At 66.8% G+C, this 12,438-nt stretch carries 13 protein-coding genes; 3 read left to right on the forward strand and 10 right to left on the reverse strand.

Going from position 1 to position 12,438, the window contains the following annotated elements; translation table 11 throughout:
* The 8 genes from ACODRX_RS19820 to pstS form a co-directional block, all read right to left on the reverse strand.
* On the reverse strand, positions 1–1,053 hold a 1,053-nt coding region (locus tag ACODRX_RS19820; RefSeq protein WP_488873256.1), incomplete at its 3' end, for a glutamate carboxypeptidase.
* 26 nt (positions 1,054–1,079) lie between these two features.
* Entirely contained in the window at positions 1,080–2,414 is a 1,335-nt protein-coding gene (gene phoR / locus ACODRX_RS19825; RefSeq protein WP_488873257.1) for a phosphate regulon sensor histidine kinase PhoR, read from the reverse strand.
* 66 nt (positions 2,415–2,480) lie between these two features.
* Positions 2,481–3,188 carry a phosphate regulon transcriptional regulator PhoB gene (phoB, locus tag ACODRX_RS19830; protein ID WP_488873258.1) on the reverse strand — a complete coding sequence of 236 codons (708 nt, stop codon included), beginning with the start codon at positions 3,186–3,188 and terminating at the stop codon, positions 2,481–2,483.
* Positions 3,189–3,242: 54 nt separating this feature from the next.
* On the reverse strand, positions 3,243–3,944 hold the full coding sequence (gene phoU / locus ACODRX_RS19835; protein ID WP_488873259.1) for a phosphate signaling complex protein PhoU: 702 nt from the start codon (positions 3,942–3,944) through the stop codon (positions 3,243–3,245).
* Positions 3,945–3,977: 33 nt separating this feature from the next.
* Complete coding sequence (pstB, locus tag ACODRX_RS19840; RefSeq protein ID WP_488873260.1) at positions 3,978–4,751, reverse strand: phosphate ABC transporter ATP-binding protein PstB; 774 nt, start codon at positions 4,749–4,751, stop codon at positions 3,978–3,980.
* A 35-nt stretch (positions 4,752–4,786) separates the two neighbouring features.
* Positions 4,787–5,674: a phosphate ABC transporter permease PstA gene (gene pstA, locus ACODRX_RS19845; RefSeq protein ID WP_488873261.1), complete on the reverse strand. Its 888-nt coding sequence runs from the start codon at positions 5,672–5,674 to the stop codon at positions 4,787–4,789.
* The gene (gene pstC, locus ACODRX_RS19850; protein ID WP_488873305.1) at positions 5,671–6,609 is read right to left on the reverse strand and encodes a phosphate ABC transporter permease subunit PstC; all 939 of its coding nucleotides are present in this window, start codon (positions 6,607–6,609) and stop codon (positions 5,671–5,673) included. Before pstC ends, pstA begins: the two co-directional genes overlap by 4 nt.
* 156 nt (positions 6,610–6,765) lie before the next feature.
* Positions 6,766–7,803 carry a phosphate ABC transporter substrate-binding protein PstS gene (gene pstS, locus ACODRX_RS19855; RefSeq protein WP_488873262.1) on the reverse strand — a complete coding sequence of 346 codons (1,038 nt, stop codon included), beginning with the start codon at positions 7,801–7,803 and terminating at the stop codon, positions 6,766–6,768.
* A gap of 248 nt (positions 7,804–8,051) precedes the next feature.
* On the opposite strand from pstS, the gene ACODRX_RS19860 reads away from it, so the two are divergent.
* Positions 8,052–9,572 (forward strand): Ppx/GppA phosphatase family protein, encoded by a 1,521-nt coding sequence (locus ACODRX_RS19860; RefSeq protein WP_488873263.1) that lies wholly within the window; start codon positions 8,052–8,054, stop codon positions 9,570–9,572.
* 87 nt (positions 9,573–9,659) lie between these two features.
* Here ACODRX_RS19860 and ACODRX_RS19865 read toward each other — a convergent pair whose 3' ends face one another.
* A complete protein-coding gene (locus tag ACODRX_RS19865; protein ID WP_488873264.1) occupies positions 9,660–10,613 on the reverse strand; it encodes a 2-hydroxyacid dehydrogenase in 954 nt (317 codons plus the stop codon).
* Positions 10,614–10,729: 116 nt separating this feature from the next.
* Positions 10,730–11,563: a GNAT family N-acetyltransferase gene (locus ACODRX_RS19870; RefSeq protein ID WP_488873265.1), complete on the reverse strand. Its 834-nt coding sequence runs from the start codon at positions 11,561–11,563 to the stop codon at positions 10,730–10,732.
* A 191-nt stretch (positions 11,564–11,754) separates the two neighbouring features.
* Between ACODRX_RS19870 and ACODRX_RS19875 the strand changes: the two genes are divergently transcribed.
* Both ACODRX_RS19875 and ACODRX_RS19880 read left to right on the forward strand, forming a co-directional pair.
* Positions 11,755–12,006, forward strand: coding sequence for a CopG family transcriptional regulator (locus ACODRX_RS19875; RefSeq protein WP_488873266.1), 252 nt, complete (start codon positions 11,755–11,757; stop codon positions 12,004–12,006).
* Positions 11,966–12,436, forward strand: a complete 471-nt coding sequence (locus ACODRX_RS19880; protein ID WP_488873267.1) for a TA system VapC family ribonuclease toxin — start codon at positions 11,966–11,968, stop codon at positions 12,434–12,436. Before ACODRX_RS19875 ends, ACODRX_RS19880 begins: the two co-directional genes overlap by 41 nt.
* The last annotated feature ends 2 nt before the right edge of the window (positions 12,437–12,438 follow it).

Genomic DNA, 12,438 nt, shown 5'->3' on the forward strand with positions numbered 1-12,438 from the left:
CCCCCCCCCCCCCCCCCCCCCCCCCCCCCCCCCCCCCCTGGGCTCCAAGGGCGGGCGGCGCACCTCGAACTGCAGGCTTACCTGGCTGTCCGCAAACAGCTGGTTCCGGATGCTCTGCTGCAAGCGCTGCTCCAGCTGGTTGAAATCGTCCACCCGCAGCGCGCGCGCGTCGGCCTGCGCCTCGGCGGCATCGGGTATCACATTGCGCCGGGTGCCGGCGGTGGCCAGCGTCCAGTTCAGCTCCAGGCCGGTTTCGGGCTGCGACAGCGCGCGCATGCCCATGATCTGGTGGCTCAGCTCGTACAGCGCATTCACGCCCGCATCGGGCTCGGCCCCCGCATGGGCCGCGCGGCCCCGCACATGCAGGTAGACCGCGCCAATGCCGCTGGTGCCCAGGCGCAGCGTGCCGGCGCGGCCGCCGGTCTCGAAGGACAGCACCGCATCCTGCTCCCGCGCCAGCCGCGTGATCGTCTGCCGCGACCCCGGCGAGCTGATCTCCTCGTCGCCATTGAGCAGCACGCTCAGCTGCCCGAAGTTCTGCTGGCCCAGCTGCCGCAGCAGGCGCACCAGGTGCAGGATCACGGCCACGCCCTGCTTGTCGTCGACAATGCCCAGGCCATAGGCATGGTCGCCTTCGATGCGGTAGGGCTGGCGCGCCAGATCGCCCTTCTGGTAGACCGTATCCATATGCGCGATGAGCATGATCCTGGCGCTGCCAGAGCCGTGGAATACGGCATGCACCATCGGGCCGACCCGGGCCGGCGCGTCCGCCAGCGGCTCGATGCGGTCTGCCTCCAGCACCTGCACCTCACCCCCTTCGGCCCGCAACCGCTCGGCCGCCACCCGGGCCATGCGCTGCAGGCCCTCGATGTCGTGGCTGCCCGATTCGATCTCGACCAGTTGCCGCAGCGTGCCCAGAAAGGGATCGAGCTCGCGCTCGGCCGCACCGTACAACGCCTGCAGCGCCGGATCGGCCAAGGGCGGCAGGGCAAAGGCCCCCGAGGCGCACAGTGCCAGCAGTCCAGCGCAGCAGGAGCGGATTCGAAGACGCATGGCCCGCAGTCTAAGCGCGTGCGGCCTCATGCCGGCGCACGCACCCGCGCCGCCGGAAAGCATACGGAAAACTCCGAGCCCCGCCCCAGCGTGCTGCGGATCTGCAGCGCCGCGCCATGGCGCTGCAGCACATGCTTGACGATGGCCAAGCCCAGGCCGGTGCCGCCGGTGTCGCGCGAGCGGCTGCGGTCCAGGCGGTAGAAGCGCTCGGTCAGGCGCGGAATGTGCTCGGGCGCGATGCCAGGGCCGCTGTCGGCCACCTTGAAGCAGGCGCGGCCGTCGGGCAGGCGCTCGTAGCTCACCACGATCTCGCCGCCCGCCGGCGTATAGCGCACCGCGTTGCTCACCAGGTTGGTCATCGCGCTTTGCAGCTCGTTGCCCGCGCCGGCCAGCTCGCCGGCCGCGGCCAGCGCCGGCTCGTCGGGAAAACGCAGCAGCTGCGGCTTTTCGCCCGGCTTGGCAAGCACCTGCGACAGCGCACGCGCATCCTCGGCGCAGCGCTGCAGCAGGGAGCGCGCCGGCACCCATTCGGTGAGCGGCGGCGGCGGATTGCCCTCGAGCCGCGACAGCGTGAGCAGGTCCGCCACCAGGCTTTGCATGCGCGCGGCCTGCCGGGACATCAGGCCCAGGTAGTGGGCCCGCTCCTCTTCGCTCAGCGGCAGCGTCTGCATGGTCTCGACGAAGCCCATCATCACCGTCAGCGGCGTGCGGATCTCGTGCGACACATTGGCCACGAAGTCGCGGCGCATCGCATCGGCCAGCTCGATGGCGGTCACGTCGCGCGACAGCAGCAGCTTGCGCCCGGCCTCGTAGGGAAACATCTGCACCGACAGCTTCATCGGGCTCGTGGCGCGGATCACCGGGCTCACCAGCAGCACGGCATGCGAGAAATCCTTGGCGGCCAGGTAGTTGGCGAACTCCGGTGCGCGCACCAGGTTGCCTATGGCCTGCATGCGGTCGCGCTCCAGGTCGAAGCCGAAATGCTCGGCCGCGACCTGGTTGCACCATTCGATATGCCCTTGCGCATCGAGCAGCACCACGCCGTTGGGCGATACCTGCAGCGCGGTCAGCACCTGGTGCAGCTGATCCTGCGCATCCTTCTTGCCCTTGTTCAGCTGGCGCAGCAGGCGCCGCGCGCGGTCGATGGCCTCGCCCCACAGGCCGACCATGCGCGGCGCCGCCTGCAGGTCGCCGCTCTTGAGCCAGGCGATCGCCCGCGAGCCGCGCCACAAGTCCATCAGAAACCAGCACCACACCGCCACCAGCACCGCCAGGGTGACGCCGGCCATGCCGCCGCGCCACCACCCTATGGCGGCACCCAGGGCCTGGAACAGCAGAAAAATCGAGATTCGGAAAAGCATGCGGGCTCGCAAAAAGAAAGTGCTGCGACTGGCGCAGCACATGAATGGTAATGCCTTGGCGATGGCTTATGCCCGCTGCACCGCCTGCGGCTGCGCGGTCACGCGGTAGCCGGCGCCGCGCACGGTTTCCACCATGACGTTGGCCGCGCCCAGCGCCTCGCGCAGGCGCTTGACATGCACGTCCACCGTGCGCTCCTCGATGAAGACATGGTCGCCCCAGACCTTGTCGAGCAGCTGCGAGCGGGTGTGCACCCGCTCCGAGTGCTTCATCAGAAAGTGCAGCAGCTTGAACTCGGTGGGCCCGAGCTTGAGCTGCGCGCCCTGGTAGCTCACGCGGTGGGTGGCCGCATCGAGCACCAGCTCGCCGATGGTGATGGTGTCGCTGGCCTGCTCGGGCACGCGCCGGCGCAGCACCGCGCGGATGCGCGCAAGCAGCTCCTGCGTGGAGAAAGGCTTGGTGATGTAGTCGTCGGCGCCCGCATCCAGGCCGGCGATCTTGTCGGGCTCGTCGCCGCGCGCGGTGAGCATGATGATGGGAACGCCCTTGAAGCGGCTGTCGGCGCGCCATTTGCGGGCCAGCGACAGGCCGCTTTGCCCGGGCAGCATCCAGTCGAGCAGGATCACGTCGGGCACCATGGCCTGGAGCTCGCGCTGCGCCGCATCGCCGTCCTCGGCCCAGATCGGCAGGCAGCCGTTGTGCCGCAGGTTCACCGCGATCAGCTCCGCGATCGCCGGCTCGTCTTCCACTATCAGTATTCGGGGCAGTTTCTTCATCTTGAAAATGATGGCTGCCAGCGCCGTCCAGGCAGGCGCTGGAGATCAAAAATATTACAGAACGCTGGATTCGATCTCGTCCATCGTGGTGTGGCGCACATCGATGCCCTTGACCAGGTAGATGATCAGCTCGGCCACGTTCTTGGAGTGGTCGCCGATGCGCTCGATCGCCTTGGCCAGGAACAGCAGGTCCAGGCTGGCCGAGATGGTGCGCGGGTCTTCCATCATGTAGGTGACCAGCTTGCGCACGAAGCCGTCGAACTCATCGTCGATCAGGTTGTCCTCCTTGAGGATGGCCACGGCCGCAGCGGTGTCGAGGCGGGCGAAGGCATCAAGCGCCTTGCGCAGCAGCGTGGAGGCCATCTCGGCGGCCACGCGGATGTCGGTGGTCGGCAGCGAGCGCGCCGCGCCGCTTTCGATGATGGCGCCCACCATGCGCGCCATCTTGTGCGCCTCGTCGCCCATGCGTTCGAGGTTGGCCGTGGCCTTGGAGAATGCGATCAGCAGGCGCAGGTCGCGCGCCGTGGGCTGGCGCCGGGCGATGATGGAGGACAGCTCATAGTCGATGTCCACCTCCATGCGGTTGACCCTTTTCTCCAGCTCGGCCACGCGCTCCACCGCATCCAGGCTGAAGTTCGACAGCGCATAGATGGCCTGCTGGATCTGCGACTCCACCAGCCCGCCCAACTCCATGACCCGGGTGGAGACGTTGTTGAGTTCGCTGTCGAACTGCGAAGAAAGATGTTTTTCGGTCATATGCGTTGTGGTGCTTGGGTATGGAAATGGCGATCAGCCAAAGCGGCCGGTGATGTAATCTTCGGTCTCCTTGCGCTGCGGCTTGAAGAACATCTGCTCGGTGGCGCCGAACTCCATCAGGCTGCCCAGGTACATGTAGGCGGTGAAGTCGCTGCAGCGCGCGGCCTGCTGCATGTTGTGGGTCACGATCACCACGGTGTACTCGTCCTTGAGCTCGGCGATCAGCTCCTCCACCTTGGCGGTGGAGATCGGGTCCAGCGCCGAGCAGGGCTCGTCCAGCAGCAGCACCTCGGGCTTGATGGCCACGCCGCGCGCGATGCACAGGCGCTGCTGCTGCCCGCCCGACAGGCCGGAGCCGCTTTGGTGCAGCTTGTCCTTGACTTCGTTCCACAGCGCGGCCTTGCGCAGCGCCCACTCGACGCGCTCTTCCATGTCGGTCTTGCTCAGGTCCTCGAACAGTTTCACGCCGAAGGCGATGTTGTCGTAGATCGACATCGGGAACGGCGTGGGCTTCTGGAACACCATGCCCACCTTGGCGCGGATCAGCGCCACATCCTGCTTGCTGGTGAGCAGGTTCTCGCCGTCGAGGATGATCTGGCCCTCGGCGCGCTGCTCGGCATACAGCTCGTACATGCGGTTGAAAGTGCGCAGCAGCGTGGACTTGCCGCAGCCCGAGGGGCCGATGAAGGCGGTGACCTTCTTCTCGGGGATCTCCAGGTTGATGTTCTTCAGCGCATGGAACTTGCCGTAGTAGAAGTTCAGCTCGCGCACCGAGATCTTCGACGTCAGCGCGTTGGCGTTGTCCATATGGGTTTTCGTCAGCATAGTCAGATCCGTAGCAATTATTTTTGGCGCGCGAAAGTCCGCGCCAGGATGTTCAGCCCCAGCACCGCCAGCGTGATCAGGAACACGCCCGCCCAGGCCAGCGACTGCCAGTTCTCGTAGGGGCTCATCGCGAACTTGAAGATGGTCACCGGCAGGCTGGCCATGGGTTTGGACAGGTCGGCATTCCAGAACTGGTTGTTCAGCGCGGTGAACAGCAGCGGCGCGGTCTCGCCGGCGATGCGGGCCACGGCCAAGAGCACGCCGGTGATCACGCCGGCGCGCGCGGCGCGCAGCGTCACCATGCTGATCACCTTCCACTTGGGCGTGCCCAGCGCATAGGCGGCTTCGCGCAGGCCGGCGGGCACCAGCGACAGCATGTTCTCGGTGGTGCGGATCACCACCGGAATCACGATCAGCGCCAGCGCCACCACCCCGGCCAGGCCCGAGAAGCTGCGCATGCGCACCACCACCATGCCGTAGACGAACAGGCCGATCACGATGCTGGGCGCGGACAGCAGGATGTCATTGACGAAACGGGTGGTCGATGCGAGCCAGCCACGCTTGTCGTATTCGGCCAGGTACACGCCGGCCATCACGCCGACCGGAGTGCCGATGCAGGTGGCCAACGCCACCATCACCAGCGAGCCCCAGATGGCATTGGCGATGCCGCCGTCTTCATTGGGCGCGGGCGTCATCTCGGTGAACAGCGACAGCGACAGGCCGCCCAAGCCCAGGCGCAGCGTCTCCCACAGGATCCAGACCAGCCAGAACACGCCGAAGGCCATGGCGGCGAGCGACAGCGTCAGCGCCACCTGGTTCATGCGCTTGCGGTGGTTGTACTTGGCCGCGCGCAGCCTGGTGGCCTCGGCGGACTGGATCAGCGACTCGGAGGTGCTGGCATTCATGAACGGGCTCCTTCCGCGCGTTGCAGGCGGCTGAGCATCAGCTTGGAGCAGGCCAGCACGATGAAGGTGATGAAGAACAACGCCAGGCCCAGGTAGATCAGCGAAGCCTGGTGCAGGCCCTCGCCGGCCTCGGCGAACTCGTTGGCCAGCGCCGAGGTGATGCTGTTGGCGGCCTCGAAGATCGACAGCGAGTTGAGCTGGTTCATGTTGCCGATCACGAAGGTCACCGCCATGGTCTCGCCCAGGGCGCGGCCCAGGCCCAGCATGACGCCACCGAACACGCCGGTCTTGGTGAAGGGCAGCACCACCTTGAACATCACCTCCCAGGTGGTCGCACCCAGGCCGTAGGCCGACTCCTTGAGCATCGGGGGCGTGACCTCGAACACATCGCGCATCACCGAGGAGATGAACGGGATGATCATGATCGCCAGGATCAGGCCGGCCGAGAAGATGCCGATGCCCACCGGCGGGCCGGAGAAGAACGCGCCCAGGAAAGGCACGTTGCCGAAAACGGCCTGCAGCGGCTGCTGCACATAGGTGGCCAGCAGCGGGCCGAACACCATCAGGCCCCACATGCCGTAGACGATGGACGGCACCGCGGCCAGCAGTTCAATGGCCGTGCCCAGCGGGCGCTTGAGCCACACGGGCGACAGCTCGGTCAGGAACAGCGCGATGCCGAAGCTCACCGGCACCGCGATCAGCAGCGCGATGATCGAAGTGGCCAGCGTGCCGTAGACCATGACCAGGCCGCCATAGCGGTTCTGCACCGGGTCCCATTCGCTGGACAGGAAAAAGCCCAGCCCGTACTCGCGAATCGCCGGCCAGGCGCCCACGAACAGCGAGGCCATGATGGCCAGCAGCAGGAACAGGGTCAGCAGCGCGGCGCCACGCGCCAGTGCCGCGAAGATTTTGTCCGCCATGGTGTTGGAGATCATGGGCTGGCGCGAGGGCGGCTGCCCCTGCTGCGCGATGGGCCCGGAGCCCGGATCGGCGGTGGATGGAATGGGCAAGGAGGTCGACACTGCAGTGTTCCGTCGGTTGGGGAAAAGGCCGCCGCACGGGCGAGTCCGGTGGCCTGCGAGAGGCAATGCTTACTTTAGCGCCACCGGCTTGCCGGAGCCATCCTTGATCTCGCCCCAGGCCTTGGCGATGCTGGCCTTCACGCCGTCGGGCATGGGCACGTAGTCCAGGTCGTCGGCGGTCTTGTCGCCATTCTTGTAGGCCCAATCGAAGAACTTGAGCACCGTGGTGGCCTGCGCGGGCTTGTCCTGGCTCTTGTGCATCAGGATGAAGGTCGCGCCGCTGATCGGCCAGGCGTCCTTGCCGGCGGGGTTGGTCAGCACCTGGTAGAAGCTCTTGTTCCAGTCGGCATCTGCGGCGGCGGCCTTGAAGGCCTTGTCGTCGGGCGCCACGGTGGTGCCGGCGGCGTTTTGCAGCAGCGCATAGGTCATCTTGTTCTGCTTGACGTAGGCGTACTCCACATAGCCGATGGAGTTGGGCAGGCGGCCCACGTAGGCGGCCACGCCCTCGTTGCCCTTGCCGCCGGTGCCCAGCGGCCAGTTCACCGCGGTGCCGTCGCCGACCTTGGCCTTCCAGTCGGAGTTGACCTTGCTGAGGTAGTTGGTGAACAGGAAGGTGGTGCCCGAGCCGTCGGCGCGGCGCACCGGCGCGATGGCCGCATCGGGCAGCTCCAGCGAGCCGTTCAGCGCCTTGATCGCGGGGTCGTTCCACTTGGTGATCTTGCCCAGGTAGATGTCGCCCAGCACCTGGCCGTTGAGCTTGAGCTCGCCGGGCTTGATACCCTTGATGTTGACCACCGGGATCACGCCGCCGATCACGGTGGGGAACTGCATCAGGCCCTTGGCCTTCAGGTCGTCGTCGGTCAGCGGCATGTCGGAGGCACCGAAGTCCACCGTCTTGGCATCGATCTGCTTGATGCCGGCGCCCGAGCCCACCGACTGGTAGTTGATCTTGACACCGCTGGCCTTGTTGTAATCGGCGGCCCACTTGGCATACAGCGGTGCCGGAAAGCTTGCGCCGGCGCCGGTGGCCTCTTCGGCCATGGCGTGGGTGACAGCACCAGCTGCCATCAGGCCAGCCACCAGAACACGAATCGCAGACAGTTTCATGAAAACTCCTATCGGTGATGAAACACAATGGCCGCGACTGTAGAGAATCTATATGACATTCATATGACATGCACGGCCGCATTTCCAGAGACTGGCGGCTTTTCGCCCAGCCTCGGGGATCGCACCAAACCGTCATCAAGATTTCACGATTCCGTCGTAATTTAGCGTGCTGGCGCCATGGGCGAGCGCAGGTGCCGGTGCTATGCTGGCCCCCTGTATCGACGACTTCGGTTTTATTTCAGCTTTCTATGCAAGACGGAACCCTCCTCGCAGCCGTGGATCTCGGCTCCAACAGCTTTCGCCTCGAAATCGGGCGCTACGCGCTGGGCCATATCGAGCGGGTGCGCTACATCAAGGAAATGGTGCGCCAGGGCGCGGGGCTGGACGAGCAAAAGCGCCTGACGCCCGAGGCCATGCAGCGCGGCTGGGAGTGCCTGGCCCGCTTCGGCGAGCGGCTGCAGGGCTTTCCCGCGCAGCAGGTGCGCGCCGTGGCCACGCAGACCCTGCGCGAGGCGGTGAACCGCGACGAATTCCTCTCGCGCGCCTCCGAGGTGCTGGGCTACCCCATCAGCGTGATCTCGGGCCCCGAAGAGGCCCGGCTGATCTACCAGGGCGCGGCCTATTCGCTGCCGCCGTCCGACGAGAAGCGCCTGGTCGTCGATATCGGCGGCCGCTCCACCGAGCTGATCCTGGGCCAGGGCTACCGCACCCGGCAGGTGGCCTCGTTCCCGGTGGGCAGCGTCTCGTGGTCGCTGCGCTATTTTCCCGATGGCGCCTTCAGCCGCGCCGGCCTGCAGACCGCGCAGATCGCGGCCCAGGCGGTGCTCGAAGAGGCGCTGAACAGCTTTCCGCGCAGCAGCTGGGACACCGCCTACGGCACCTCCGGCACCGCCAATGCGATTGCCGAAGTGCTGCATGCGCACGGCGACCCCGCCGGCCTGATCCGCCGCGACGGCCTGCATTGGCTGCGCGAGCAACTGCTGGCGGCGCAAAACGCCGCCAACCTGCGCCTGCCCGGCCTCAAGGAAGAGCGCCGCGCGGTGGTGGGCGGCGGCGTGGCCGCGCTGTGCGCCATCTTCGAGCTGCTGCAGATCCAGGAGATGCGCATTGCCGACGGCGCGCTGCGCCAGGGCGCGCTGCGCGACATGGTGCAGCACCAGGAGCACCACGACGCCCGCCGCGTGACCATCGCCGCGCTGATGCAGCGCTTTGCCGCCGATGCGCCGCAGGCCCGGCGCGTGCAGGCCACGGCCGCGCGGCTGTACGAGCAGGCCAAGCGCTACGTGGGCATCACCGATCCGCTGCAGCTGCGCGCGCCGCTGCTCGAATGGGCCAGCGAGCTGCACGAGATCGGCTGCCTCATCTCGCACAACGACTCGCACCACCACGGCGCCTATGTGCTGCAGCATTCGGACATCGCGGGCTTCACCCAGTCCGAGCTGATGCACATGAGCGCGCTGGTGCTCGGCCAGCGCGGCAAGCTGCGCAAGATCGAGCCCCACCTGGCCGACAACGAATTCGCGCTGCAGCTGCTGAGCCTGCGGCTCGCGGTGCTGCTGTGCCATGCGCGGCGCGAGCCCGATTTCGCCTCGCTGCAGCTGCGCGCCAAACCCGACAAATGGTCGCTGCGCGCCAGCCCCGAATGGGCCGAGCAGCACCCGCAGTCCGCCTACCTGCTCAACGAGGAAGTACAGCAATGGGCCCGCACCGCGCGCGTCTTCCAGTTCAAGCTCGCCCAGCCCAAGTGGGAGACGGCCAGCGCCAAGTAATTGATAGCTTCCAGCGCTTGCCATACTTATGTTTCAGATATAAAACCATCTGAAAACGTTTTATACCAAGCGCTGAAAGCTATACTTTTATGACTGCAGCAGGACCGGCGACACCGGCCCGGCGCCGTGGAAAGCGCCGTTCAGGTTGGCGATGAACTGGTCCACGCTGGCCTGCGTGGCCTCGGGCGACCAGCCTGCCACATGCGGGGTGATGAGAATGTTCGGCAGCTCGATCAGCGGCTCGGGCCGCTGCGGCTCGCTCTCGTAGACATCGATGCCCGCGCCGGCGATGCCGCCCGTGCGCAGCGCCTGCGCCAGCGCCTCGGTGTCCACCACCGAGCCGCGGGCGATGTTGACCAGGTAGCCCTGCGGCCCCAGTGCGGCCAGCACCGGCGCATCCACCAGGTGCCGGCTGGCCGCGCCGCCGGGCGTGGCGCACACCAGCACGTCCGCCCAGGCGGCCAGCTCCGGCACCGAGGCGAAATAGCGGTGCGCCACATCCGCGCGCTCGCGGCGGTTGTGGTAGCCCACCGGCATGTCGAAGGCCGCGGCGCGGTGCGCGATCTTCATGCCGATATGGCCCAGCCCCAGGATGCCCAGCCTCTTGCCCGACACGCCGGGCGGATGCGCCAGCGTGTACCGGTCCACGCCCGCGCGCGCCAGCCGGTCCAGCTCGCGAAAGCCGCGCATCGCCGCCAGGATCAGCCCGAAGGCATGGTCGGCCACGCTGGTGTCGTTGGTGCCGGCGCCGTTGGCCACCGCCACGCCGCGCGCCCGCAGCGCATCAAGCGCCAGTCCCTCATAGCCCGCGCCCAGGCAGCACACCAGGCGCAGCGCCGGCAGCTGGGCCACCTCGGCGGCGCTCAGGCCGATGGAGCCGATGGTGAGCACGGCAGCAAAGCGCGCGCCTTGCTGCGCGATCGCCTCGGCGCGCTGCTGCGGCTGGGGCGCGTAGGTGACGCCGCAATGCTGGCGGATCTGCGCCAGGTGGGCCTCGGACATGGGGTTGAGCACCAACAGTTCAATCGCGGGAGTGGACACGTGGAATCCTTCATTTTCAATAGCAGCCGGCGCTTGGGATACAAGCGCCAGCCGTCGATTTGACTATAAAGGACTTCGCGAGCGGCCAGGGCTCGCCTGCGGAATATCCGCGACGCCTACCCCAGAAAGTGCTTGCGGTAGCGCGGCGACAGGCGTTCGAGCTGCATCAGCATGGGCAGGTCGGCGGTGTTGAAATCCGGGTCCCAGGCGGGCGCGCCGATCACCTCGGTGCCCACGCGCAGATAGCCCTTGATCAGCGCCGGCGGCTCCACCTCCAGGCTGTCGTCGAGCTGCTCCAGCGGCAGCGGCAGGCGCGGCGTCACCCGGTACTGCGCCGAGATCTGGTGCTTGCCCTGCAGCTGGCGCCAGATGCTGGCCGCCGCATCGCCGCTGACGATGCCGTTGTGCCACATTGGAATGCTGGCGCAGCCCATCATCACATCGAGCCGGTTGCGCTGCATGAAGGACGCCAGCGCGCCCCACAGCGTCATGATCACCCCGCCCTGGCGGAAATCGGCATGCACGCAGCTGCGACCCAGCTCCACCATGCGCGGGCGCAGCGCGTCGATGCACGACAGCTCGAACTCGGTGTCGCTGTAGGTGCCGCCGGCGCGCAGGGCCTGGCCCGGCGTGAGCACGCGGTAGGTGCCGATCACCTGGCGCGAGGCGATGTCGCGCACCAGCAGGTGTTCGCAGAAATCGTCGAAGCGGTCCACATCGTGGCCGGCCAGCGGCGTCTGCAGGCGCGCGCCCATCTCCAGCACGAAGATCTCATGCCTCAGGCGCTGCGCTTCGCGGACCTCGTCGAGGTGCCGCGCCCAGGTGACCTCCAGGCCTGCAGCCGCCGGCGCAGCGACATCCGTGCCCAGCGCGTCGCCACGGCGATGAAGTGACCCCCGTGGCAGATGGCTGGGGCTGAGCGGCAGCGTTGGGCAGGGCAGTTCGTTCATTCGTTCGCTCCTCGGAAAAAACCGGCCGCGCAGGGCATGGCGCAGCACCATGCCCCGCACTGTGCCCGGCCCGCATGACAAGGTTTTGTCCAAACCATGTCAATGCCGTGTCATGCCGCATCCGGGGCATGCTGGCCAACAGATGCTTGATGCGTTAGCATCAAGCATCTGTATTTCCAAAGGAGCTCAGCATGCGCACTACACTTGACATCGCCGATGACGTGTTGTTTGCCGCCAAAGAGCTGGCCCGCCGCGAAAAAAAACCTTTGGGTCAGGTCATCAGCGAGCTGGCACGCAAGGCCTTTACGCAGTCGGCGCAGCCGGCGGCACCACCGCATGCCGCGCAGCCGCTCGCAGCCTATGGCATCCATCCGCTGCCGCCGCGCGGTGCCGTCGTCAGCAATGAACTCATTGACCGCCTGCGCGATGAGGAAGGCGTTTGAAGTGCGCGCGCTGCTTGATGTGAACGTGCTGATCGCGCTGCACGACAGCGACCATGTACACCACCACACCGCCTCGCGCTGGCTGCAGGAAAACATTGCGCCAGGCTGGGCCAGCTGCCCACTCACGCAAAACGGCTGCCTGCGCATCATGGCGCAACCCGGCTACGGCCAGCCGCAGCCACTCGCCACCATTGCCCACATGCTGGGCCGCTCCACCGCTACGCGCTTTCATGCATTCTGGCCTGATGACATCAGCCTGCTCGACGCCAAGCTCTTTCGCCACGACCATATCCACAGCCCGCGCCAGCTGACCGATCTGTACCTGCTTGCGCTGGCGGTGCACCATGGAGGTCGGCTGGTGACGTTCGACCAGCGCATCCCGCTCAGCGCGCTGCCACGGGCGCGCAGCGAACACCTGGTGGTGCTGTAGCC

The organism is Comamonas sp. FG99 (assembly GCF_057808605.1).

Excerpts from the sequence above, each read along its gene's own strand:
- ACODRX_RS19880 (WP_488873267.1), top strand. The coding sequence starts at position 11,966 with ATGAACTCATTGACCGCCTGCGCGATGAGGAAGGCGTTTGAAGTGCGC.
- pstB (WP_488873260.1), bottom strand. The coding sequence starts at position 4,751 with ATGGACAACGCCAACGCGCTGACGTCGAAGATCTCGGTGCGCGAGCTG.
- phoR (WP_488873257.1), bottom strand. The coding sequence starts at position 2,414 with ATGCTTTTCCGAATCTCGATTTTTCTGCTGTTCCAGGCCCTGGGTGCC.
- phoB (WP_488873258.1), bottom strand. The coding sequence starts at position 3,188 with ATGAAGAAACTGCCCCGAATACTGATAGTGGAAGACGAGCCGGCGATC.
- ACODRX_RS19860 (WP_488873263.1), top strand. The coding sequence starts at position 8,052 with ATGCAAGACGGAACCCTCCTCGCAGCCGTGGATCTCGGCTCCAACAGC.
- pstS (WP_488873262.1), bottom strand. The coding sequence starts at position 7,803 with ATGAAACTGTCTGCGATTCGTGTTCTGGTGGCTGGCCTGATGGCAGCT.
- pstA (WP_488873261.1), bottom strand. The coding sequence starts at position 5,674 with ATGAATGCCAGCACCTCCGAGTCGCTGATCCAGTCCGCCGAGGCCACC.
- pstC (WP_488873305.1), bottom strand. The coding sequence starts at position 6,609 with ATGATCTCCAACACCATGGCGGACAAAATCTTCGCGGCACTGGCGCGT.
- ACODRX_RS19875 (WP_488873266.1), top strand. The coding sequence starts at position 11,755 with ATGCGCACTACACTTGACATCGCCGATGACGTGTTGTTTGCCGCCAAA.
- ACODRX_RS19870 (WP_488873265.1), bottom strand. The coding sequence starts at position 11,563 with ATGAACGAACTGCCCTGCCCAACGCTGCCGCTCAGCCCCAGCCATCTG.
- phoU (WP_488873259.1), bottom strand. The coding sequence starts at position 3,944 with ATGACCGAAAAACATCTTTCTTCGCAGTTCGACAGCGAACTCAACAAC.